This is a genomic window from Baekduia alba (assembly GCF_028416635.1).
In the GTDB taxonomy this organism is placed as follows: domain Bacteria; phylum Actinomycetota; class Thermoleophilia; order Solirubrobacterales; family Solirubrobacteraceae; genus Baekduia; species Baekduia alba.
Map to the genome: position 1 here is coordinate 33,723 of NZ_CP114013.1, position 21,595 is coordinate 55,317.

Annotated in this window: 24 protein-coding genes; 23 read left to right on the forward strand and 1 reads right to left on the reverse strand. The window is 72.4% G+C overall.

What is annotated here, in order from left to right; translation table 11 throughout:
- Positions 1 to 819, reverse strand: a complete 819-nt coding sequence (locus tag DSM104299_RS00160) for a sigma-70 family RNA polymerase sigma factor (protein ID WP_272475253.1) — start codon at positions 817 to 819, stop codon at positions 1 to 3.
- Between the two features lie 312 nt (positions 820 to 1,131).
- Between DSM104299_RS00160 and DSM104299_RS00165 the strand changes: the two genes are divergently transcribed.
- The 23 genes from DSM104299_RS00165 (at position 1,132) to DSM104299_RS00275 (ending at position 21,594) form a co-directional block, all read left to right on the forward strand.
- The gene (locus DSM104299_RS00165; RefSeq protein ID WP_272475254.1) at positions 1,132 to 3,552 is read left to right on the forward strand and encodes a tetratricopeptide repeat-containing glycosyltransferase family 2 protein; all 2,421 of its coding nucleotides are present in this window, start codon (positions 1,132 to 1,134) and stop codon (positions 3,550 to 3,552) included.
- Between the two features lie 160 nt (positions 3,553 to 3,712).
- Positions 3,713 to 4,066 (forward strand): hypothetical protein, encoded by a 354-nt coding sequence (locus DSM104299_RS00170; RefSeq protein WP_272475255.1) that lies wholly within the window; start codon positions 3,713 to 3,715, stop codon positions 4,064 to 4,066.
- A gap of 12 nt (positions 4,067 to 4,078) precedes the next feature.
- On the forward strand, positions 4,079 to 5,458 hold the full coding sequence (gene fliD, locus DSM104299_RS00175; protein WP_272475256.1) for a flagellar filament capping protein FliD: 1,380 nt from the start codon (positions 4,079 to 4,081) through the stop codon (positions 5,456 to 5,458).
- Between the two features lie 71 nt (positions 5,459 to 5,529).
- Positions 5,530 to 5,925: a flagellar export chaperone FliS gene (fliS, locus tag DSM104299_RS00180; protein WP_272475257.1), complete on the forward strand. Its 396-nt coding sequence runs from the start codon at positions 5,530 to 5,532 to the stop codon at positions 5,923 to 5,925.
- Positions 5,926 to 5,944: 19 nt separating this feature from the next.
- Complete coding sequence (gene fliT / locus DSM104299_RS00185) at positions 5,945 to 6,274, forward strand: flagellar protein FliT (RefSeq protein ID WP_272475258.1); 330 nt, start codon at positions 5,945 to 5,947, stop codon at positions 6,272 to 6,274.
- 158 nt (positions 6,275 to 6,432) lie between these two features.
- Positions 6,433 to 6,789 (forward strand): flagellar basal body rod protein FlgB, encoded by a 357-nt coding sequence (locus DSM104299_RS00190; protein ID WP_272475259.1) that lies wholly within the window; start codon positions 6,433 to 6,435, stop codon positions 6,787 to 6,789.
- Positions 6,789 to 7,247 carry a flagellar basal body rod protein FlgC gene (flgC, locus tag DSM104299_RS00195; protein ID WP_272475260.1) on the forward strand — a complete coding sequence of 153 codons (459 nt, stop codon included), beginning with the start codon at positions 6,789 to 6,791 and terminating at the stop codon, positions 7,245 to 7,247. The genes DSM104299_RS00190 and flgC overlap by 1 nt, the downstream gene beginning before the upstream one ends.
- A 17-nt stretch (positions 7,248 to 7,264) precedes the next feature.
- The gene (gene fliE, locus DSM104299_RS00200) at positions 7,265 to 7,564 is read left to right on the forward strand and encodes a flagellar hook-basal body complex protein FliE (protein ID WP_272475261.1); all 300 of its coding nucleotides are present in this window, start codon (positions 7,265 to 7,267) and stop codon (positions 7,562 to 7,564) included.
- Positions 7,565 to 7,615: 51 nt separating this feature from the next.
- Positions 7,616 to 9,148, forward strand: coding sequence for a flagellar basal-body MS-ring/collar protein FliF (gene fliF, locus DSM104299_RS00205; RefSeq protein ID WP_272475262.1), 1,533 nt, complete (start codon positions 7,616 to 7,618; stop codon positions 9,146 to 9,148).
- A complete protein-coding gene (gene fliG / locus DSM104299_RS00210; RefSeq protein WP_272475263.1) occupies positions 9,145 to 10,185 on the forward strand; it encodes a flagellar motor switch protein FliG in 1,041 nt (346 codons plus the stop codon). The genes fliF and fliG overlap by 4 nt, the downstream gene beginning before the upstream one ends.
- Positions 10,185 to 10,787: a FliH/SctL family protein gene (locus DSM104299_RS00215; protein WP_272475264.1), complete on the forward strand. Its 603-nt coding sequence runs from the start codon at positions 10,185 to 10,187 to the stop codon at positions 10,785 to 10,787. Before fliG ends, DSM104299_RS00215 begins: the two co-directional genes overlap by 1 nt.
- 58 nt (positions 10,788 to 10,845) lie before the next feature.
- Positions 10,846 to 12,321 carry a FliI/YscN family ATPase gene (locus DSM104299_RS00220; protein WP_349294610.1) on the forward strand — a complete coding sequence of 492 codons (1,476 nt, stop codon included), beginning with the start codon at positions 10,846 to 10,848 and terminating at the stop codon, positions 12,319 to 12,321.
- A 69-nt stretch (positions 12,322 to 12,390) separates the two neighbouring features.
- On the forward strand, positions 12,391 to 12,846 hold the full coding sequence (gene fliJ / locus DSM104299_RS00225) for a flagellar export protein FliJ (RefSeq protein ID WP_272475266.1): 456 nt from the start codon (positions 12,391 to 12,393) through the stop codon (positions 12,844 to 12,846).
- Complete coding sequence (locus DSM104299_RS00230) at positions 12,843 to 13,556, forward strand: lytic transglycosylase domain-containing protein (RefSeq protein WP_272475267.1); 714 nt, start codon at positions 12,843 to 12,845, stop codon at positions 13,554 to 13,556. Before fliJ ends, DSM104299_RS00230 begins: the two co-directional genes overlap by 4 nt.
- Complete coding sequence (locus tag DSM104299_RS00235) at positions 13,557 to 14,921, forward strand: flagellar hook-length control protein FliK (protein WP_272475268.1); 1,365 nt, start codon at positions 13,557 to 13,559, stop codon at positions 14,919 to 14,921.
- A 24-nt stretch (positions 14,922 to 14,945) separates the two neighbouring features.
- Positions 14,946 to 15,359, forward strand: a complete 414-nt coding sequence (locus tag DSM104299_RS00240) for a flagellar hook assembly protein FlgD (RefSeq protein WP_272475269.1) — start codon at positions 14,946 to 14,948, stop codon at positions 15,357 to 15,359.
- 9 nt (positions 15,360 to 15,368) lie between these two features.
- Complete coding sequence (locus DSM104299_RS00245; RefSeq protein ID WP_272475270.1) at positions 15,369 to 15,782, forward strand: TIGR02530 family flagellar biosynthesis protein; 414 nt, start codon at positions 15,369 to 15,371, stop codon at positions 15,780 to 15,782.
- An 83-nt stretch (positions 15,783 to 15,865) separates the two neighbouring features.
- A complete protein-coding gene (locus tag DSM104299_RS00250) occupies positions 15,866 to 16,714 on the forward strand; it encodes a flagellar hook-basal body complex protein (RefSeq protein WP_349294481.1) in 849 nt (282 codons plus the stop codon).
- Between the two features lie 127 nt (positions 16,715 to 16,841).
- Positions 16,842 to 17,051: a flagellar FlbD family protein gene (locus DSM104299_RS00255; RefSeq protein ID WP_272475272.1), complete on the forward strand. Its 210-nt coding sequence runs from the start codon at positions 16,842 to 16,844 to the stop codon at positions 17,049 to 17,051.
- 80 nt (positions 17,052 to 17,131) lie between these two features.
- On the forward strand, positions 17,132 to 17,611 hold the full coding sequence (locus tag DSM104299_RS00260; RefSeq protein ID WP_272475273.1) for a chemotaxis protein CheW: 480 nt from the start codon (positions 17,132 to 17,134) through the stop codon (positions 17,609 to 17,611).
- A 13-nt stretch (positions 17,612 to 17,624) separates the two neighbouring features.
- Positions 17,625 to 18,737, forward strand: a complete 1,113-nt coding sequence (cheB, locus tag DSM104299_RS00265) for a chemotaxis-specific protein-glutamate methyltransferase CheB (protein WP_272475274.1) — start codon at positions 17,625 to 17,627, stop codon at positions 18,735 to 18,737.
- The gene (locus DSM104299_RS00270; protein ID WP_272475275.1) at positions 18,734 to 19,567 is read left to right on the forward strand and encodes a CheR family methyltransferase; all 834 of its coding nucleotides are present in this window, start codon (positions 18,734 to 18,736) and stop codon (positions 19,565 to 19,567) included. Before cheB ends, DSM104299_RS00270 begins: the two co-directional genes overlap by 4 nt.
- Positions 19,567 to 21,594: a chemotaxis protein CheA gene (locus tag DSM104299_RS00275; protein ID WP_272475276.1), complete on the forward strand. Its 2,028-nt coding sequence runs from the start codon at positions 19,567 to 19,569 to the stop codon at positions 21,592 to 21,594. Before DSM104299_RS00270 ends, DSM104299_RS00275 begins: the two co-directional genes overlap by 1 nt.
- The last annotated feature ends 1 nt before the right edge of the window (position 21,595 follow it).

Below are 21,595 nucleotides of genomic sequence, written 5' to 3' on the forward strand. Positions count from 1 at the left end.
CTACGCGACGGCCTGGAACAGCGGGGCGTCGTCGTCCAGCACGGTGCGCAGCGTCTTCTTGAGCTGGCCGTGGATCTGGCAGACGCGGGACTCGGAGACGCCGAGGATCTCGCCGATCTCGGCCAGCGTCATGTTCTTGACGTAGAGCAGGACCGCGACCTCGCGCTCGCGCTGCGGCAGGCGGGAGAAGGCCTCGCGGAACTTGTCCTTGGCCTGCTCCTTGGCCGCCTGGTGCAGCGGGTCGGCCGACGCGTCGGTGGAGGCGATCGTGTCGATGCGCTCGATCGTCGTCTCGTCGTCGGAGAGGACGAGCGTGTTGAGCGACGTCAGGTCCGACTGCGTGATCTCGTCGCGGCGCTTGCGCAGCTCGGCGACGGTGGTGCCCATGGACTCGGCCAGCTCGGGCTGCGTGGGACGGCGGCCGTGCAACGTGGTGAACTCGTCGGCGGCGCGCTCGATGTCGCGCTCCCAGCGGCGGACGGAGCGCGGGGCCCAGTCCTGACGGCGCAGCTCGTCGAGCACGGCGCCGTGGATGCGGGTCCACGCGTACTGCTCGAGGGTGGCGCCCTTGGCCGGGTCGTAGCGCTCGATCGACTGGATCAGCGCCTCGAGGCCGCAGCTGATGAAGTCCTCGACCTCACAGCGGGCCGGCATCTCGCGGACCTTCTTGTAGACGATGTACTTCACCAGGGGGGCGAAGGTGAGGACCAGACGATCACGCACGGCGCGGTCGTCGGTGCGGCGGTACTCCTTCCAGAGGGCCAGCGTGTCCTCCGAGGACAGACGGCGCTTGGAAGTCTGGGCGGTGGCGAGGCTCATACGACAGTGCTCCTTGGTGCGGGGGGACGACTGATGTATCGGGCCGGCCCCGAACCTTCCGCATCCCCGATATCCGGTATCGGACTGCTGGACATGCGGCCAGACGTGCCCTCCCCACTTCTGGGGAGGGGGCCGGTCGAACCTGCATCGACCGCGCTCAAAGTTGTGCATGGCTGGCCAAGCCGTTGACCCGCGCACGAGGGCGTACGCGGCAGGACGTGCGCCTCAACTCGACGGGGCAACGGCCGAACCATCGGAGTGGCGGGCCTTCCGCTCGCCGCTTCCTTCCCCTCCAAGGAGCACTCAGCACACATGGCGCTTCGCCTCGTCGCGCCGGTCGACGGACCGGCCAAGAAGACCATCGGCCCCGCCACGGGCGCGGCCGCCGTGGCCACGGTCACCAACCGTGCCTCCGCCCTGCTGGACGCGCACGACCTCGCGGGCTGGCGCAAGCTGGTCGACGCCGCCGCGGAGCTGACCGACCACAACGACCGCTACCAGGCCCGCCGCCTGCTGGTCGAGTCCACGCTCGTCCGCCGCAGCGGCGCCCCCGCGCAGACCGCCGAGCGCTTCCTCGCCGGCGCCGTCGCGGCGCTGGACGCGCTCGACGACGAGCCGCGCGAGCCCGTCCTCCTGAACTTCGCCGGCGTCCTGCTCTACGAGCTCGGCGCGGTCGTCGCGGCCGAGTCGCTCTTCCGCGCCGCCCAGCGCCTGGACGAGCAGCTGGCCGACGTCGGCAACAACCTGCGCGAGTGCAAGCGGCGCCGCCAGCAGGGCATCACCACGCCGCAGGGCCTGCCGGCGCAGGTGCTGCGCGCGCTGCGCGACATCGGCCCGCGCGCCCAGCGCGTTGCCCAGAAGGCCGTGCCGGCTGAGGGCCAGACCGTCTCGCTGTGCATGATCGTCAAGGACGAGGAGGCGATGCTCCCGCGCTCGCTGGCCGCCGTCGCGGCCTTCGTCGACGAGCTGATCGTCGTCGACACCGGCTCCTCGGACCGCACGGTCGAGATCGCCGAGTCGTTCGGCGCGACCGTCCTGCACCACGAATGGGACGGCGACTTCTCGGCCGCCCGCAACGTCGGCCTCGACGCCGCGACCTCGGACTGGCTCATGTACCTCGACGCCGACGAGGTTCTCGTCGACGGCGAGGGCGAGCGCCTGCGCGAGCTGCTCGGCCACACCTGGCGCGAGGGCATCTTCCTCGTCGAGACCAACCACGTCGGCGAGATCGGCGACGGCGCCGCCGTCCAGCACAACGCGCTGCGCGTGTTCAGGAACCGCCCCGAGTACCGCTTCACGGGCCGCGTCCACGAGCAGTTCGCCCACAAGCTCCCGACCCAGCCCGAGCGCATCGAGTACTCACGCGTCCGGATCGAGCACTTCGGCTACCTCGGCGCCGTCCGCGACGCCAAGGAGAAGTCGCGGCGCAACCTCGAGCTTCTGCAGCGCCAGCTGGCCGAGGGCGTCGACACGCCGTTCCTGCACTTCAACCTCGGCTCCGAGCGCGCCGCCGCCGGCGACGTCGCCGGCTCGCTGGTCCACCTCGGCCGCGCCTGGGCCCTGCTGCTCGACGACCCGCAGCGCCTGGAGATGGGCTTCTTCCCGTCGCTGGCCGCGCGCCTGGTCAAGGCGCTGAACGCCAACCGCCGCCACGCCGACGCCATCAAGATGGGCGAGGAGGTCCTGGCGCTGCTGCCGGACTTCACCGACATCGTGCTCGAGCAGGCGATGGCCTACCGCGGCCTGAGCGAGCGCGAGCGGGCGGTGGAGAAGCTCGAGCAGTGCGTCGCGATGGGCGACGCGCCGTCGAAGTACAGCGCCACGGTCGGCGCCGGCACCTTCCACGCCCGCAACATCCTGGCCGAGACGCTGATCGACGCCGGCCGCCTCGACGAGGCCGCCGTCCACCTCGAGCACGTCCTCGAGCACCACCCGGACTTCGTCGGCTGCGTCGAGCCCTACGCGCGCGTCCTGCTGCGCCGCGGCACGCCGGCCGCCGACGTCGTCGCCCGCGTCGCCGAGCTGGTCCCCGCGCCGACGCCGGCCCAGCGCTTCCTGCTGGCGGTGCCGTTCTACGAGGCCGGCGCGATCGCCGAGGCCGAGATCGAGCTCCACGCCGTCCTCGACGCCCAACCCGGCGCCCACGCCGCGCGCGTGGCGCTCGCCGAGGCCGAGCTGTCCAAGGGCGATCTGGCGGCCGCGGCGCGGATCGCCGCCGAGGTCCCGATCGACGCGCCGCACGCCCCGGCCGCCGCGCGCACCCTGCTCTTCGCCCACCTCGCCGCGGGCGCCGACGCGGCCGTGCTGGACGAGGCCTTCGCCTACGCCCGCGACGCCGGCGTCAACGGTCCCGAGCTCGCCGCGCTGGCCGCGTGGCGCGGCGGCCCCGACGCCCCGGCGAGCGTGCCGGCGCAGGCCCAGCCTCTGCTGACCGCGATGCTCGAGGCGCTCGCGCGCCTGGAGGCCTTCGACGCGTTCGAGCGCCTCGCGGGCGTCGTCGAGCGCCTCGACGTCGCCTGGCGCGAGCAGCGCGAGCTGCTGGCCGGGGTCTACTACCGCCGCGGCTTCCTCGACTCCGCCGCCCGCGAGTGGTTCGGCGTGGTCGAGCGGCTGGGCGCCCCGGACGAGCGCGCGCTGCTCGGGATGGCGCTGCTGGCCGACGCCCAGGGCCTCCCCGACGACGCCGAGCTGCTGCGCGCCGAGGCCAAGACGCTCGCGCAGGCGGCCGCCTGAACGTCCGATGTCCGCGCTGCGCGCACACCTGCCCGTCGACGATCCGACGATCGGCCGATCGTCCATGCCCTTGCTCAAGGGCCTCACCGGGGCACCGATGACCGGAGAGACAGCAGCAGGAGGCTCAGGGACGAGCCGGACGTACAGCGAAAGGATCGACATGGACATCGACGCGACCAAGGGGATCGGCGCGGGCGCCTTCCCGCGGCCGGCGCAGAGGGCCGAGGAGGCCCCGGCGACCGGTGAGTTCGCGCGCGTGTTCGACCTCGCCGAGGCGCGCCGGCGCCGCATGACGGGCCCGGATCGCATCCCGGACGAGGTCTGGGACGACATCACCCGCGCGGGGCAGCTCGCCGACGACCTGTCCGAGCGCGGCCAGGCCGTGCGGTTCGACACGCACCGGCTGACCAACCGCGTGGTGGCATCGCTCGTCGACGAGGACGGGCGCGTGCTGCGCCCGGTGGCGCTGGGCGAGATCTTCGGCACCGAACCCGACCCGGCTCCGGCCGCGTAGAGGAGCGCACGCATGGCGGGCATCCAGATGAGCGGCCTGGTCTCGGGCCTCGACACGGCCTCGATCATCGACCAGCTCATGGCGGTCGAGAAGCTGCCGCGCACGAAGATCACGCTGGACCAGGACTCGACGACCAAGAAGCAGAGCCTGCTGCAGGACCTGTCGGCGAAGCTGACGACGCTGAAGTTCGCCAACGACGACCTGAAGTCGTTCCTCAGCTGGGGCGACACGCAGACCGTCGAGAGCGCCGACGCGAGCAAGCTGACGGTCACGCGCACCGGCGGCGCCGCACCCGGCGGCTACGACGTCGCCGTCAACCAGCTCGCGTCCGCCGCGCGCCAGACCTACAAGTTCGTCAGCCCGGCGGCCGACGGCACGCTGGACATCGCCAACGCCGACGGCACGCCGCGCGCCTCGATCGCGCTGAAGGCCGGCGCGTCGATCGACGACGCGGTCGGGGCGATCAACAGCTCCACGAGCTCCAACCTCTTCGCCGTCAACGTCAACGGCAACCTGGTCCTCAGCGCCAAGACGACCGGCGACCAGAGCGGCTTCGGCGTCGCCGGCGCGGCCATCGACTCCCAGTTGGAGAGCGTCGCGGGCCAGAACGCCAAGGTCACGATCAACGGGACGGCCTACGAGCGCCAGTCCAACACGATCACCGACGCGCTGCCCGGCGTGTCGATGACGTTGAAGGGCAAGACGGCGACGGGCGCCACGGTCGGGATGACCGTCGGCAATCCCGGGCCCGACAAGGACAAGATCGTCACGAAGGTCAAGGCGTTCGTCACGGCCTACAACGACGTCGTCACCGCCGCGCGCGCCGGCCTGTCCGAGAAGCCGGTCGTCAACGCGGCGACCACGGCCGACGTCCAGAAGGGCACGCTCTTCGGCGACTCGGGGCTGACGACGATGCTGTCGCAGTTCCGCACGACGCTGTCCAACCCGGTCGCCGGCCTGTCGGGCACCTACAACTCGATGGGCGCGCTGGGCATCACGACCGGCGCCGCGAGCGCGACGCTCAACCAGGACTCGCTCGACGGCAAGCTGACGCTCGACGAAGACAAGCTGCGCGCGGCGCTGGACGCCGACCCCAACGTGGTCAAGAGCCTGCTGGGCGGGACCAGCGGCACCAACGGCTTCGCCCAGGGCTTCGGGTCGATCCTGGCCAACTACCAGGGCAGCAACGGGCTGATCCAGTCACGGATCACGTCGGCGACGTCCGACCTCACCGACATGTCGACGAAGCTCACGAACTTCGACGCGCGCATGGACGCCAAGCAGGCGCTCCTGCAGAAGCAGTTCACGGCGATGGAGACGGCGCTGTCGGCCAGCAACTCCGCCGGCTCGAGCCTGTCGGGCCTCGTCTCCTCGATGACCGCGAACAACTAGCCCGCGGACCTCAAGACCACCGTGCTCCCAGCGATTAACCGAATGTCCCTCCTCCCTCGGAAGCGAAGCGCATGAACCCCTACGCCAGCCCGCAGTCCTACCGCGACTCCGCGGTCCTGACCGCCTCACCCGAGCAGCTCGTCGTGATGCTGTACGACGGGGCCGTCCGGTTCCTGCGCCAGGCCGAGGTCGCCATGAACGAGGGCGCCTGGCTGCACAGCTTCGAGAAGCTCGGCCGGGCCGAGGCGATCCTCGACGAGCTGCTCGCGACGCTGAACCTGGAGACCGGCGAGATCGCCGAGCGCCTCCAGGCCATCTACATCTTCTGCAAGAAGACGCTGATCGAGGCGCGCATCCAGCGCCAGGGCGAGAAGATCGGCCAGGTCGTCGCGCTGCTCGCCAACCTGCGCGAGGCGTGGGCCAAGCTCGCCGAGCAGGCCTCGGCCGCCGCCCCGGCCTCCGCCTGACGCGATCGCGCGTGAGATCATGAGCGCTCAGCTGTTCTCCGCGCTCCTGGCGCTCGGTCGCGAGGAGCACGCCCTGGTGACCGACGGTCGCTGGGAGGACCTCGCCGACGTCAACCACCGGCGCGACCGCCTGATCGCCGCGCTGCCCGCCGCCGCCCCCGCGGAGGCCATGGGCGACCTGCGTGAGGCCGTGCGCCTCCAGGCCCTGTCGGCCGCCGCCCTGCGCCAGGGCATCGCCGAGGTGGGCGCCGAGCTGCGCGCCCTCGGGACCGGCCGGACCGCCGCCGCCGGCTACGCCGCCGGCACCGGCGTGCCGCAGCCGCGGCCGTCGTTCAACAGCGTCGGCTGAGCGCGCGCGGACGCCCGCCCGGCCGCCTGGTTTGCGGCTGGACGCTTTCTGGACGCGGGCCTCAAGCGCCGGTCCGTTCGGCCGAGAACGGTGAGTGGGTCGCCATGGTCGGCGACTGACTCAGAGCCCACGGACGGGCGACGCACTTCCGCACGTCCATGGACCTCTTCGACACCACTCAGATCGGCCTCGAGCGCGCCCTCTCCGGCTCCTCGCTGCGCCAGCAGGCGATCGCGCAGAACATCGCGAACGTCAACACCCCCGGCTACCGCCGCCAGGACGTCGACTTCCAGTCGGCTCTCGCCGCGGCCTGGGACGGGGGCGAGCACAAGGTGGAGAGCGTGGCGCCGGCCACCGAGGCCGACATGAGCTCGGTGATGCGCGTCGACGGCAGCTCCGTCGACATCGACCAGGAGGCCGCGACGCAGGCCCAGAACGGGCTGCAGTACGAGGCCGTCTCGTCGGTGATGAAGACGCGCGTGAACATCCTCAAGACCGCGATCGGGAGCATGTGATGGGCCTGTTCGACGCGATCGACGCCTCCGGGTCCGGCCTCACGGCCGAGCGCCTGCGGATGGACGTCACCTCCGAGAACCTCGCCAACGCCGAGACGACCAAGGGCGCCGATGGGCAGCCCTACCGCCGCAAGGAGGTCGTCGTCCAGGAGGCCGGTGGCGCGGCGACGACGTTCGCCTCGGTGCTCTCGGGCATCCAGGGCCGCGGCGCCGGCGGCGCCGGCGTCACCAACGGCGTGAAGGTCGCCGGGATCGTCGAGGACCAGACCGCGCTCAAGCGGATCTACGACCCCGGCCACCCCGACGCCGACAAGAACGGCTACGTGACGATGCCCAACGTCAACACGGTGACGGAGATGACCGACCTCATCTCGTCCTCCCGCGCCTACGAGGCCAACGTCACGGCGATGCAGACCGCCAAGACGATGTTCTCCAAGACCTTGGACCTCCTGCGCTGATGCCGATCGATCTCACGATGGCGATCAAGGGCATCGGCGGCGGCGCCGAATGGAACGTCGGCGCGGTCGACGGCACGCCGGTCGCCGGCGGTGGCGGACCCTCCTTCGCCTCCGCGCTCGGCAACCAGCTCGGCGCGCTCGAGAAGTCCCAGAACGCCGCGGCCGACGCGTCGCGCTCGCTGGCCGACGGTACGGCCACGGACCCGACGCAGGCGGTTGTCGCGGTAGAGCGCGCGCAGCTGTCGATGCAGCTGGCGGCGCAGTTGCGCACCAAGGGCACCGAAGCCCTCCAAGAACTCCTTCGCACCCAGGTCTAAGCCTCACCCTCCGACCCGGAGCCCCTCCCTCCAATGGCTCTCTTCAACTCCATGTCCCTGCGCGGCAAGCTCACGCTTGCCGCCTGCGCGCTCGCCTTCCTCGCCGCGTCGTTGTTCATCGTCAAGATGGCCTCCAAGCCGTCCTACACGACGGTGATGACCGGCGTCGACCCCGCCAAGACCACGCAGATCACCACGGCGCTCACCTCCGCCGGCGTTCCCTTCGAGCTCCAGAACGGAGGCACGGCGGTGGCCGTGCAGAAGGGCAAGGAGACGGCGGCCAACGTCGCGCTCGCCAGCAAGGGCCTCAACGGCGGCGTCACCCAGCCCGGCTTCGAGATCCTCGACAAGCAGAAGCTCGGCGCCTCCAGCCAGCAGCAGCAGGTCGCCTACCAGCGTGGCCTCGAGGGCGAGATCGCCAACACGGTCTCCCAGATCGACGGCGCCGGCGGCGCCACGGTCAACCTCACGCTCGGCCAGGACAACCTCTTCGCCGACGAGTCGCAGCCCGCGACCGCCGCGGTCCTGATCCCCAACGACGCGTCGGGCATGGACCCGGCCGCGATCAAGGGCATCGCCAACCTGGTCGCCGCGTCGGTGCCCAAGCTCAAGTCCAGCGCGGTGACGATCACCGACGGCTCGGGCACGATGCTGTGGCCGCAGGGCGACGGCGCGGGCGGGGGCTCCGAGGGCCTGCCCAACAAGACCGCGGCCGAGGCGCGCTACAACGCCTCGACCCAGTCCGCCGTCCAGGCGATGCTCGACCGCACGCTGGGCACCAACAAGGCGCAGGTCATCGTCCACTCCGACCTCGACGTCAACAAGACCGACGAGCAGAAGCTCAGCTACGACACCAAGAACGTCGTGCCGCTGACGTCGGAGACGACCGACGAGTCGCTGAAGGGCACCGGCTCGACGTCGGGCGGCAAGACGGGCACGGCCAGCAACCTGCCGGGCTACGCCGCGAGCGGCGGCACCAGCGGCGGCAACAACGACTACAAGAACAAGTCCGAGAAGGTCACCAACGGCGCCGGCAAGACCATCACCAAGACGACGATCGCCCCCGGCGCGGTCAACCGCATGGACGTCGCCGTCATGTTGGACAAGTCGGTCAAGCTCGACGCGACGCAGCTGTCGCAGCTCAAGGCGTCGATCGGCTCGGCCGCCGGCCTGCAGATCGCGCAGCGCAAGGACACGCTGAACGTGACGCAGAACATGAGCTTCGCGCCGGTCGCGGCCGCGGCGAAGTCCGGTGGCCCGATCCCCGCCGCCTTCTCCGGCATCCTCAAGGGTGCGGGCATCGGCCTCGGCGCGCTGCTGTTCCTGTTCTTCGTCACCCGCCACCTGCGGCGCCGCGAGCGCGGCGAGCTGATCGACGAGCCGTCCTGGCTGAAGTCGCTGGAGGCCGCCCGGCCGACCGCCGAGCTCATGCCGATGCCGGACTTCACGTCCGACGCCTCGGCGAACGACGTGGCGATCGCCACGGCCGACCCGCGCCGCAAGCAGTTGGACAACATCATCCACGACGAGCCCGAGCGCGTGGCCGCGCACCTCCGTCAGTGGGTCACGGAGGACAACAAGTGAGCCTCGCCACGCGCGGCGGCGCCACCGCGCTGACGGGGCGCCAGAAGGCCGCGGTCTTCCTGATCACGATCGGCACGACTCGTGCCGCCGAGGTCCTGAAGTTCTTGAGCGAGCGCGAGATCGAGGCGATCTCGGCCGAGATGGCGTCGCTGTGGCGCGTCAAGGCCGAGACGGCCGACGCGGTCGTCCAGGAGCTCGCCGAGCGCTTCGACACCCAGAACGAGTTCGCGATGGGCGGCCCCGACTTCGCCCGCGAGGTCCTCGAGCACCTGCTCGGGCCGACGCGCGCGGAGGAGATCCTCGGCCAGATCACCGCGCAGGCGGAGCTGCGCCCGTTCGACTTCCTGCGCCGCACGCCGCCGGAGCAGATCGCGACGTTCCTCGCCGATGAGGCGCCGCAGACGATCGCGCTCGTCGTCGCGTCGCTGCACACGACGCTGGGCGCCAAGGTGCTCGGCTGCCTCACGCCCGAGATCCAGGCCAACGTCGCGATGCGCATCGCGACGATGGAGGACACCAACCCGGGCGTCGTCGAGGACGTCGAGCGCGGCCTGCGCCTCAAGCTCTCCAACGTCCTCACGCAAGAGTTCTCCCAGGCCGGCGGCGTCGACTCGCTCGCCGAGCTGCTCAACCGCGCCGGGCGCTCGACCGAGCGCACCGTGCTCGAGGCGATCGCGGAGACCGACGGCGAGCTGGCCGACGAGATCCGCCAGAAGCTCTTCACGTTCGACGACATCGTCGTGCTCAGCGACCGCGACATCCAGCTGCTGCTGCGCGAGGTCGACCAGAAGGACCTCGGGCTGGCGCTGCGCGGCGTCAACGACGAGGTCAAGGACACCATCTTCCGCAACATGTCCACGCGCGGCGCCGAGATGCTCCAGGAGGATCTCGACACCGGCAAGCCGCAGCGGCGGTCCGTGGTCGAGGAGGCCCAGAGCCGCATCGTCGGCGCCATCCGCCGGCTCGAGGACGCGGGCGCGATCTCGATCGGCCGCGGCGGCGAGGACGGCGAGTCGTCCGAGGACGACATCATCTGATGGAGGCCTTCACCTTCCCCACGTTGGAGGCCCCCGCGGGGCTCGACACCATCGGCGCCCCGGTGCCCGACGCGCCGCAGATCGACCTGGCCGCCGAGGCCGAGGCCGCGCGTGCCGCCGGCCACGAGGCGGGCTTCCAGGCCGGGCTGCTCGAGGCCCAAGCCCACATGGCCGCCGGCATCTCCGCCCTGCAGGCCGCCGCGGAGGCCGTCGCCGCCGAGCGCGACCGCGTCGCCGCCGGCGTGGAGTCCGCCGCGGTGGAGCTGGCCCTGCGCATCGCCGAGCAGGCGCTCGGCGCGCAGATCGCGGCCAAGCCCGAGGTCGTCGTGGAGGTCGTCCGCGGCGCGCTGCGCCGGCTGGTCGAGCGCGAGCGGGTGACGATCCTCGTCAACCCCGAAGACCTCGAGCTCGTCCGCGGCGCGTCGGCGGCACTGGTCGCCGAGCTCGGCGGCATCGAGAGCTGCGACGTGCAGGCCGAGCGCCGCGTGGCGCGCGGCGGTGCGGTCGTCCGCACGGTCGAGGGCGAGGTCGACGCCGCGCTGACCACCAAGCTCGCCCGGGCCCGTGAGGCGCTCGAAGAGGAGCTGCGCGACCGTGCCTGAGCTCGTGCTCGAGCAGGGCGGCGCCATCCTGTCGCCCGAGGCGGAGATCGTCGAGCGCCTGGCCGGCCTCGGCCGCGCCGTCTCGCGCGCCGACCTGCACCGCCGCCACGGCCGCGTCATGGACCTGATCGGCCTGATCGTCGAGGCCACCGGCCTGGAGGCCGAAGTGGGAGAGGTCTGTGAGATCCGGGGCGAGCGCACCGGGGGGCCCGCACATCGCGGGGAGGTGTGCGACGTGCGCACCGGCCGCGACGCGCAGACCGGCGCGTGGACCACGATGCCCGCCGAGGTCGTGGGCTTCCGCTCCGGCCGTACGTTGTTGATGCCCTTGGGCGAGATGCAGGGCATCGGCCCGGGCGACGTCGTCACGGCCACCGGCCGCCAGGTCTCGGTCTCGATCGGCACCGAGCTGCTCGGCCGCGTGCTCGACGGCCTCGGCCAGCCGATCGACGGTGGCGCCTCGCTGGAGGCGCTGACGCAGCGCCCGATCGTCGGCGCGCCGCCCTCGCCGCTGCTGCGCCCGCGCATCACCGACCGCGTGACGCTCGGCGTCCGCGCGCTCGACTCGCTCGTCCCGTGCGGCCGCGGCCAGCGGCTCGGCATCTTCGCCGGCTCCGGCGTGGGCAAGTCCTCGTTGTTGGGGATGATCGCCCGCTCGACGTCGGCCGACATCAACGTCATCTGCCTCGTCGGCGAGCGTGGTCGCGAGGTCAAGGAGTTCATCGACCGCGACCTCGGCACCGCGATCGACCGCTCCGTGGTCGTCGTCGCGACGTCCGACCAGCCGGCGCTCGTGCGCATCAAGGCGGCGCTGACGGCGACCGCGATCGCCGAGCACTTCCGCGACCAGGGCGCCGACGTCATGTTGATGATGGACTCGGTGACCCGCTTCGCGATGGCCCAACGTGAAGTGGGGCTCGCGATCGGCGAGCCGCCGGCGACGCGCGGCTACACGCCGTCGGTCTTCGCGCTGCTGCCCAAGCTGCTGGAGCGGTCGGGCACGAGCCCGGACGGGTCGATCACCGCGTTGTACACCGTGTTGGTCGACGGCGACGACATGAACGAGCCGATCGCCGACGCGGTCCGCTCGATCCTCGACGGCCACATCGTCCTGACGCGCGATCTCGCGCACGCCGGCCACTACCCGGCGATCGACGTGCTGCAGTCCGTCTCCCGCCTGGAGGGCGAGATCATGACGCCCGACGTGCGCGAGGGCGCGACGCGCCTGCGCTCGCTGCTGGCCGCCTACCGCGACAAGAAGGACCTGATCGCGATCGGCGCCTACGAGCGCGGCAGCGACCCGGTGACCGACAAGGCCATCGACCTCAAGGGCGACATCGACGGCTTCCTCAAGCAGCGTCCTGACGAGGCCGTCCCGGGCCCCGACTCCGACGACCTGCTGCTGCGCACGGTCGGCATCACCGAGGTGTCGATCGGCGACCTGGCGGCCGCGCTGCCGGCGCCGGCGATCGCCCTCGATCCGGCCGCGCCGACGGGCCCGTCCGCCATCCCGCCGCTCAACCTCGCGGTCTAGCGCCGAGCTGTCCGACAGTCGTCCAGCGCGCTTCACCGAGCCCCGATCCGACCGACCACCCAGAACGAGATGTCCGCCCCTTTTCGATTCGGCCTTCAGCGTGTGCGCGAGATCCGCGCGCACGACGAGGACCAGGCGAAGGAGCGCTTCGCGGCCAGCCTCAACGCGCGCGTGCGCGGTGAAGCGACCCTCCGCGCGGCGGAGGACCGGCTGCGCGAGGCGCAGTCCGGCGCGGTCTCGCCGACCCTCGGCCCGCTGACCGGGGCCTCGCTGGTCTCGCGCCAGGCCTGGGTCGAGCGGCTCGAGCAGTCGCGCGCCGACGCGCAGCTGCGGATGGCCAACTACGAGGCCGAGCTGCAGCAGCGCCGCGGCGAGCTGCGGCAGGCCAGCCAGGCCCGCGAGGTCCTCGACCAGCTCGAGGTCCGCCAGCGCGAGCAGCACCGCCTGCACGCCGACCGCGTCGAGTCCGCCGAGCTCGACGAGATGGCCCTGCAGATGCACGCACGCCGGAGCGCCGCGGCATGAGCGTCGAGCTGATCGGCGCGCGGATCGCCTCAATCCAGCAGCAGATCGCCGCGGTCACCGGCCAGTCCTCGTCGACCGACTTCGCCGCGCAGCTGGCCGCGGCCCAGGGCACGACCGCCACGGGCACGACGGCGACGACCGCGGCCGCGACTCCTACGACTTCGGGCGCCACGCCGACCACGCTCGGCGGCGGCTCGCCCACGCAGTACGACGCGCAGATCACCGCCGCCGCCACCAAGTACGGGATCGACCCGGCTTTGTTGAAGGGGTTGATCCGCCAGGAGTCCAACTTCGACGCGTCCGCGCGGTCCGGCGCCGGCGCGCAGGGCCTGACGCAGCTGATGCCGGGCACCGCGTCCTCGCTCGGCGTCGACCCCAGCGATCCCGCCCAGGCGATCGACGGCGGGGCCAAGTACCTCAAGCAGCAGCTCGACCGCTTCGGCGGCGACGCGTCCAAGGCGCTCGCCGCCTACAACGCGGGCCCGGGCGCCGTGGCGAAGTACGGCGGCGTCCCGCCCTACGCCGAGACCCAGAACTACGTGCAGAAGGTGCTCGGCTACGCGGCCGAGTACCGCGGCACCGGCGCGAGCACCGCGCTCCCGGCCGCCACCACGCCCGTCTCGCCCGCGAGCCTGCTCGCGACCGCCACCGGCGACGGCGACGACGACACGGCCTCCACCTCCGGCACCCTCGACTACAGCACGGTCTAGATGACATCCCTCCCCATCACCCCGCCCAAGGCGCGGGTGGACGTGGCGCCCAAGAGCTCCAGTCCACCCAGCGGCGCAGGGTACGGCGACTTCGCCGCCCTCCTCAACCAGACCACGGCCCGGACCGCACCTGCGGAAGGCCAGCAGCCCCGCCCCGCCCAGAGCGATCAGCCGCGCCGTCGCGACGACGACGCCGTGCACGCCCGCCCCGCCGACGCCAAGGACGACAACTCGCCCACGGCGACCGCGGCGGCGCCCAAGCCGGCCGACGCGCCGGCCAGCGGCGAGGCGACGGACCCGGCCGCCAAGCCGAGCGACGGCCCGCCGGCCACCGCCGCGCAGGGCGACGCCCCCGCGCAGGGCCAGGCCGCCGACGCCCAGACCGCCGCGGCCGCGGCGCAGGCAGCGGCCGCCGCCGGGTCGACGCCGCCCGCGACGCCGCCGCCCGCCGCCGGCGCGCTGAACGCGACGCCGGCCGGCACCGGCGCCGGCACGCCCCAGGGCCTGACCGCCGCTGTCGCCGCGCAGGCGGCGCTGACGGCGGCGACCGGCGCGACCGCCAAGGGGGCCGGCGCCGTGGTCGCCGACCCGACCGCCGCCAACGCCAACGCCGCCGCCGCCGGCCAGCTTCAGATCCCGGCCGAGCTGCTGGCCACTGGGAAGGGCGCCGGCAAGCCCGCGCACGGCAAGGACCTCAAGAACGCCGACGGCACGCCCAGCGGGCTGCCGCCGGCACCCACGCTGCCGCCCAGCGCCAACGCCGCCGCGCAGGCCACGCCCGGCGACCACGGCGCCAACGCCAACCACAACGGCCCCGGCGCGCAGGCCCAGCCGGCCACGCCGCCGACCGTCGCCGCCGGCCAGCCGACCGCCACGCCGCTCACCGCGGTGCCGACGGCCGCGGGCGCGGGGCAGCTCACGCGCGGCTCGGTCGTGCAGACCGCCGAGCGCGTCCAGGAGCTGGTCCACATCGCGACGACCCGTGCCGGCAACGCGCGCGCCACCCTCCAGCTCAAGCCCGAGGCCCTCGGCCAGGTCGACGTCCACCTTCGCACCACGCGCGACGGGCTCGTGGCGACGATCGCCGCGCACGACCAGGCCGGCCTCGACGCGCTCCAGAACGCCGCGGCCGAGCTGCGGCGCACGCTCTCGGACCGCGGCGTGGAGCTCCACAGCCTCGACCTCCAGCTCGGGGCGGGCGCCGGCGACTTCTCCAACCAGGGCGACGCCCGCCAGGCCAGCACCGGCCGCGGCGGCGGCGCCTCCTCCTACGGCCTCGACGACGACGTCGTCGCCGAGGAGGACCTGACCATCTCCATCGCCTCGCCGACGGCCGCCGGTGCGCTCGTCGACGTCACGGCCTGACCCAGACGACGAGGAAGGATCCTCATGTCCGCTTCCCCGATCTCCAACCAGTACACGAACCCGGCCTACACCCAGAACCCGGCCTCGGACCCCACCTCGCTGGACAAGAACGGCTTCCTGAAGATGCTCACCGAGCAGATGAGGAATCAGGACCCGACGTCCGGCCAGGACCCGAACCAGTACTTCCAGACGATCTCGATGATGACCCAGGTCGAGCAGCTCACGAACCTGGCGACGGCCTCCACCGCGAACCTCTCGCGGCAGAAGGACGCCAACGCCACCGGGCTGCTCGGCAAGACCGTGAGCTACCGCGGCGCCGACGGCGCGCCGGTCTCCGGCCTCGTCCAGTCGGTCCAACTGTCCGACACCGACGGCCCGTCGCTGACGGTCGCCGGCGTGGCGGGCATCGATCCGGATGCGATCACGGGCATCCAGTAGTCGGGATCGATGAGCAACTCGTTCAACCCCGCGCTCGTCCCGCCCGGCGTCTCTGCTGGTCCGGGTGGGGTCGGTTCTGTCGGCGCACGGACGCAGCCGGTTCGGCCGTCCGTCCAGGGGCCTCAAGGTCCGAGCTTCTCGGACGTCTTCAAGGATACGGCGGGCACGAAGCCCGTCCAGTTCAGCAAGCACGCCGTCCAGCGCCTGGAGCGCCGCGGCCTCACGGTCGACAACGCCGTGATGCAGCGTCTCCAGGACGGGGTCGATCGTGCCGCGGGCAAGGGTGCCCGCGACGCGGTGGTCCTCGTGGACGACACGGCCTTCGTGGTCTCGGTCACCAACCGCACGGTCGTCACCGCCGTCGGCAAGGACCAGATGAAGGACCACGTGTTCACGAACATCGACAGCGCCGTCATCGCCTAGCGACGACGACGCGGCAGGACGCCAAACCACACACCCGGCTGGACCCCTCGGGGAAGCCGGAGGACCCATCAGGAGCCTCCAGAATGATTCGCGGCATGTACTCGGCCATCTCCGGCCTGCAGACGCACCAGACGATGCTCGACGTCGTCTCCAACAACCTCGCCAACGTCAACACCGTCGGCTACAAGTCCTCGCGCACCACCTTCAAGGACCAGCTGCAGCAGACGCTGTACGGCGGGTCCGCCGAGGGCCCGAACACCGGCGGCACGAACTCGGCCCAGGTCGGCCTCGGCGTGCAGCTCGGCTCGATCGACTCGGTCATGACCGACGGCTCGATGCAGAACACGGGCAAGCCGCAGGACGTGGCGATCCAGGGCGACGGCTTCTTCCGCGTCGGCCTCGGCGACCCGTCGACGACGCCGCCCACCATGCCCTCCGAGATGAACTACACCCGCGCGGGCAACTTCATCATCAACGACCAGGGCTACCTGACCACGCCCGAGGGCTTCTACGTCATGGGCCGCGACACGACCACGACGCCGGCCTCCGACGCCTACATCCAGATCCCGGCCAACTCGACCGGGTTCGCCGTCGGCACCGACGGCAACGTCAGCTACCTCCCGGCCGGCGGCGGCACGCGCACCAACGCGGGCACGATCTCGCTGGCCAAGTTCCCCAACGAAGAGGGCCTGATGCGCCTTTCGGGCAACCGCTGGGCCTCGAGCCCGTCGGCGGGCACCGAGCAGGTCGGCACGCCGGACGGCGGCAAGACGTTCGGCTCGACGATCGGCGGCACGCTGGAGATGTCCAACGTCGACCTCGCCTCCGAGTTCACCAACCTGATCGTCGCCCAGCGCGGCTTCCAGGCCAACTCGAAGGTGATCACGACGGCCGACGACATGCTCCAGGAGCTCGTGAACCTGAAGCGCTAGCGCCGCAGCACTTCCCGAGGTCACGGCGCGGCCGCCCGCGCGAACGCGGAGGGCGTTCGCTCGGGCGGGCGTGCCGTGACCTCGATCCGTTTAAGCATCCGTGTGCAGGGCCGAATACGAGGTAGAGATGATCGAGCTCCACAAGCTCTCCACGCAGCGCGAGCCGTTCCAGCTCAACTGCGACCTGATCGAGCGCGTCGACGCGTCGCCCGACTGCCACGTGACGCTCACGTCCGGGCAGCGCATCGCGGTGACCGAGTCCGTCGACGAGGTCGTCGCGAAGATCCGCGCCTGGCGCGTCGACGTCCTGTCGCGCGCCCTGCGCCTCGCGCGCTGACCAGCCGCCGGATGGGCTCTCAAGGGCCCTCCGGCACGGCCGATCACCGGGGCAGACAGTTCTTCCAACTTGGAGTACGCATGCCTGAAGAGACCCTCTCGCGCCAGCTCGTGGTCTTCTCGCTCGGCGAGGAGGAGTACGCGCTGCCCATCACCCAGGTCCACGAGATCATCCGGTTCACCGAGCCGCGGTCCGTGGCCTCGTCGGACCCGAGCGTCCGTGGCGTGATCTCCCTGCGCGGCAAGATCCTCCCGGTCTACGACCTGGCCACCCGCCTCGGCGTCGAGCACGCCGACGTGAGCGAGGCCAAGATCGTGATCGTCGAGACGGCCGAGGACATGGCCGGCGTCGTCGTCGACGACGTCGAAGAGGTCATCACGATCGACGCCGACCAGCTCGACGAGGCGCCGACGGCCGGCGGCCGCGGCATCGACGGCATCGCCAAGATCGGTGACCGCCTCGTGGTCCTGCTCGACCCCGAGGGCATCATCGGCGCCTCTGCGCACCTCGCGAACGTCGAGGCCCCCGAGGTCGGCGACGACCTCCACGCCGCCGCCTAGGCCGGCCCCCACCGTGCTCGCCGCCGCCCGCACCGCCAAGCCGTCCCGGATCCTCGTCGCCGACGACTCCACGTTCATGCGCCGCCTGCTCACGCAGGCGCTGCGCGACGCGGGGTTCGACGTGGTCGGCGAAGCGGCGGACGGCGACGAGGCGCTCTCGCTCTACCGCGAGCTGCGCCCCGACGCCATGACGCTCGACCTCGCCATGCCCGGCATGGACGGGATCGGCGTCCTGCGCGCGCTGCGCGGCGAGCGCTCCTCCCTGCCCGTGGTCGTGGTCTCGGCGTTCTCGCCGGCCCACGGCGCCCGCGCCGTCGACGCCCTCGCCGAGGGCGCCTTCGACCTCGTCGCCAAGCCCGCGTTCGGCGAGCCGCTGGAGACGTTCGTCAGCGCGCTGCGCGAGAAGGTCACGGCCGCCGCCAGCGCGGCCGCGCCCAAGGCCCCGACCCGGCGGGCGGCGACCGACGCGGCCCGCGCCGCGCGCGTGACGCCCACCAACGGCGACTCGGCGGTCGCGCGCCTCCGCGCCCGCCGCGTCGCGTCGTCGTCGGCGAGCGCGGGCAAGAAGGTGGTCCTGATCGCGACCTCGACCGGCGGCCCGCGCGCCCTGGCCGAGCTGATCCCGAACCTGCCCTCGCCGCTCGGCGCCGGCGGGATGATCGTCCAGCACATGCCCGCGGGCTTCACCGCCTCGCTGGCCCAGCGGCTGGACCGCAGCTCCAAGCTGACGGTGGTCGAGGCCGCCGGCGGCGAGGCGCTGAAGCCCGACACCCTGCTCCTGGCCCCCGGCGGCAGCCACCTGCGCCTCGCCGACGACGGCGCCGCGCGGCTCACCGACGAGGCCGCGGTCGGCGGCCTGCGCCCGCGCGCGGACCTCACGATCGCCGACGCCGCCAAGCTCTACGGCGAGCGCCTGCTGCTGGTCGTCATGACCGGCATGGGCAAGGACGGCCTCGAGGGCGCCAAGGCCGTGCGCGCCCGCGGCGGCCGGATCATCGCCGAGGCCGAGTCCAGCTGCACCGTCTACGGCATGCCGCGGGCCATCGTCGAGGCGCAACTCGCCGACGAGGTCGTCCCGCTCGACCAGCTCGCCGACGCGATCCGCGCGGAGCTCGGCGACGCATGAGCGCGTTCACGACCACCAGCGCGCCTGCCCGCGGCGGCGCCGCCGACGAGTACGAGCAGTTCTGCGTGGCCTTCCGCCGCGTGTGCGGCATCGACCTGCTCCAGTACAAGCGCGGCCAGATGGAGCGGCGCATCCGCTCGTTCGTCGCCACGCGCGGCGGCGACGTCGACCTCCTCGCCTACTGCGCGAAGCTCACCGCCGACAAGGACGAGCTCAACCGGTTCCTGGACCGCGTCACGATCAACGTCTCGCAGCTGTGGCGCAACCCCGAGCAGTGGGAGACGCTCGAGGCCAAGATCCTCCCGGACCTCGCGAACACGGCCCCCACCCACCCCACCCGCGTGCGCTGCTGGTCGGCCGGCAGCTCCTACGGCGCCGAGGCCTACACGTTGGCCGCGATCGCCCGGAAGGCGATCCCGCGCGCCCAGGTCACGATCCTCGGCACCGACATCGACCACCGCATGGTCGAGCGCGCCCGCACCGGCGTGTTCACCGCCGAGGACGCCCGCGACGCCCCGACGGCGACGCTGGCCTCGCACTTCGAGCTGGCCGACGGCCGCTGGCACGCGACCGCCGACCTCAAGAAGATCGTGCGCTTCGAGCAGGGCGACCTGCTGCGCGCCCAGCCGGCCGCGGGGTCCTACGACCTCGTCCTCTGCCGCAACACCGTCATCTACTTCAACGAGGACGTGCGCGACGCGCTCCACGGCCGGCTCGCCGCGAGCCTCCGGCCGGGCGGTCGCCTGGTCGTCGGCGCGACCGAGCGCGTCTCGGACCCCGCCGGCCACGGCCTCGAGCCCGAGTCCCCCTTCGTCTACCGGAAGATCTGATGGACACCTCCGAGTACCTCCCCATGTTCCTGGCCGAGTGCCGGGAGAACCTCCAGGAGCTCAACCTCGCCGTCGTGCGCCTCGAGGAGGCCCCCGACGATCGCGAGACGGTCGACGCGATCTTCCGCATCGCCCACTCCTTGAAGGGGATGGCCGCGACCATGGGCTTCGAGGGCATGGCGACCCTCACGCACAAGATGGAGGACGTCCTCGAGCTGCTGCGCCAGCGCGGCGGCGAGCTGTCCCGCGAGGTCGTCGACGTCCTGCTGGCCTGCCTCGACGCGCTGTCGGGCGCGGTCGACGCGATCGACGCCGACGGCGCCGAGGGCCTCGACCCGGCCGTCCTGGTCGAGCGGCTGCAGGCGCTCGTCCGCGACAAGGACGACCCGGAGGCCGTCGAGCCCGAGATCCAGCAGGCGCCGCCGGTCCCGCCGAGGCTCGCGCAGGTCGGCGACGGCCGCGTCGTGCTGGAGATCCACGCGGTCCTCGCCGAGGACGCGCAGATGCCTGCCGTCCGCGCCTTCCAGGTCCTGGCCGCCGCCGGCGAGCACGGCGACGTGCTGCGCTCGACGCCCGCCGAGGGCGAGGTCGACGGCTTCGACGGCCGCATCGTCGAGGTGCTGCTGGCCACCGACCACGAGGTCGAGGACGTCGCCACCGCGATCCGCGGGGTGCCGGACGTCGCCGACGCGCGCGTCGCCGAGCACGTGGTCGAGGCCGTCGAGGAGTCCGCGCCGCTGGCCGCGGTCGAGGAGGACGGCGCGCTCGCGTCGGCCGCCGCGCCGACCGCGGCGCCGGCCGCCGCCAAGAAGGCCGGCCACCAGACCGTCCGCGTCGACGCCGAGCGCCTCGACCAGCTCATGCACCTCATGGGCGAGCTCGTCGTCCAGCGCACGCACGTCGAGGCGCTCTCGCTCGAGGCCGACGTCCCGGGCCTGAGCCAGGCGATGCAGGAGCTCACGCGCTCCTCGCACGCCCTCCAGGCGATGGTCATGCAGATCCGCATGATCCCCATCGAGGCCGTCTTCATGCGCTTCCCGCGCCTCGTGCGCGACGTCGCCAGCAAGCTCGACAAGCACGTCGAGCTGGACCTGGTCGGCAAGGAGACCGAGCTGGACCGCACGGTCGTCGACGCGATCGGCGACCCGCTCGTCCACCTCATCCGCAACTCGCTCGACCACGGCCTCGAGACGCCCGCGGACCGCATCGCCGCCGGCAAGGCGCCGACCGGCACGCTCACGATCGCCGCGCGTCACGCGGGCGGCAGCATCGCGATCACGGTCAAGGACGACGGCCACGGCATCAACCCGCAGAAGGTCGCGGCGGCGGCGGTCGAGCGCGGCCTGATCACGCGCGAGCAGGCGCAGCTGATCGACATGCGCGGCGCCATCGAGCTGCTCTTCGCCCCGGGCTTCAGCACCGCCGCCGAGGTCGGGGCGCTCTCGGGCCGCGGCGTCGGGATGGACGCGGTGCGGGAGAAGATCCGCGAGCTGGGCGGGGAGGTGACGGTGACCTCGGTTCAGGGAGAGGGCACGGTCAACGAGATCCGCCTGCCGTTGACGCTCGCGATCATGTCCGCGCTGCTCGTGGAGGCCGGCGAGCAGCCGTTCGGCATCCCGCTGCAGCGCGTCGAGCGCACCATGCGCCTCGACGACAACCCCGTCCGCTCGGTCGCGGGCCGCAAGATGCTCGTCCTCAAGGACGAGGCCTTGCCCCTGCGGCGCGCGGTCGACGCGTTCGGAGGCGCCGCCGGCGTCGACGGCGTCGACACGCCGGACACCCACGTGGTGATCGTGCGGGGCCAGGAGGGCTCGATCGCCCTCTCGGTCTCCAAGCTGATCGGCCAGCGCGAGCTGGTCACCCGTCCGCTGCCCCCGAACGTCGCCCAGGAAGCGGCGGTCTCGGGTGCGGCCGTGCTGTCCAACGGCGACATCGTGCTGCTGGCGGACTGCGACGCACTGACCCTGAACACCCACCCGGCGTTGTCCGCGTCCGAGCGCTCCACTCCGCTCACGGCCGCCGTCTGAC

Coding starts and splice junctions, on each gene's coding strand:
- fliJ (WP_272475266.1), top strand. CDS start 12,391: ATGTCCGCCCCTTTTCGATTCGGCCTTCAGCGTGTGCGCGAGATCCGC.
- DSM104299_RS00250 (WP_349294481.1), top strand. CDS start 15,866: ATGATTCGCGGCATGTACTCGGCCATCTCCGGCCTGCAGACGCACCAG.
- fliF (WP_272475262.1), top strand. CDS start 7,616: ATGTCCCTGCGCGGCAAGCTCACGCTTGCCGCCTGCGCGCTCGCCTTC.
- fliD (WP_272475256.1), top strand. CDS start 4,079: ATGGCGGGCATCCAGATGAGCGGCCTGGTCTCGGGCCTCGACACGGCC.
- DSM104299_RS00240 (WP_272475269.1), top strand. CDS start 14,946: ATGTCCGCTTCCCCGATCTCCAACCAGTACACGAACCCGGCCTACACC.
- DSM104299_RS00165 (WP_272475254.1), top strand. CDS start 1,132: ATGGCGCTTCGCCTCGTCGCGCCGGTCGACGGACCGGCCAAGAAGACC.
- DSM104299_RS00270 (WP_272475275.1), top strand. CDS start 18,734: ATGAGCGCGTTCACGACCACCAGCGCGCCTGCCCGCGGCGGCGCCGCC.
- fliE (WP_272475261.1), top strand. CDS start 7,265: ATGGCGATCAAGGGCATCGGCGGCGGCGCCGAATGGAACGTCGGCGCG.
- DSM104299_RS00160 (WP_272475253.1), bottom strand. CDS start 819: ATGAGCCTCGCCACCGCCCAGACTTCCAAGCGCCGTCTGTCCTCGGAG.
- DSM104299_RS00275 (WP_272475276.1), top strand. CDS start 19,567: ATGGACACCTCCGAGTACCTCCCCATGTTCCTGGCCGAGTGCCGGGAG.
- DSM104299_RS00235 (WP_272475268.1), top strand. CDS start 13,557: ATGACATCCCTCCCCATCACCCCGCCCAAGGCGCGGGTGGACGTGGCG.
- flgC (WP_272475260.1), top strand. CDS start 6,789: ATGGGCCTGTTCGACGCGATCGACGCCTCCGGGTCCGGCCTCACGGCC.
- DSM104299_RS00245 (WP_272475270.1), top strand. CDS start 15,369: ATGAGCAACTCGTTCAACCCCGCGCTCGTCCCGCCCGGCGTCTCTGCT.
- DSM104299_RS00190 (WP_272475259.1), top strand. CDS start 6,433: ATGGACCTCTTCGACACCACTCAGATCGGCCTCGAGCGCGCCCTCTCC.
- DSM104299_RS00170 (WP_272475255.1), top strand. CDS start 3,713: ATGGACATCGACGCGACCAAGGGGATCGGCGCGGGCGCCTTCCCGCGG.
- fliT (WP_272475258.1), top strand. CDS start 5,945: ATGAGCGCTCAGCTGTTCTCCGCGCTCCTGGCGCTCGGTCGCGAGGAG.
- DSM104299_RS00255 (WP_272475272.1), top strand. CDS start 16,842: ATGATCGAGCTCCACAAGCTCTCCACGCAGCGCGAGCCGTTCCAGCTC.
- fliS (WP_272475257.1), top strand. CDS start 5,530: ATGAACCCCTACGCCAGCCCGCAGTCCTACCGCGACTCCGCGGTCCTG.
- DSM104299_RS00260 (WP_272475273.1), top strand. CDS start 17,132: ATGCCTGAAGAGACCCTCTCGCGCCAGCTCGTGGTCTTCTCGCTCGGC.
- DSM104299_RS00215 (WP_272475264.1), top strand. CDS start 10,185: ATGGAGGCCTTCACCTTCCCCACGTTGGAGGCCCCCGCGGGGCTCGAC.
- DSM104299_RS00230 (WP_272475267.1), top strand. CDS start 12,843: ATGAGCGTCGAGCTGATCGGCGCGCGGATCGCCTCAATCCAGCAGCAG.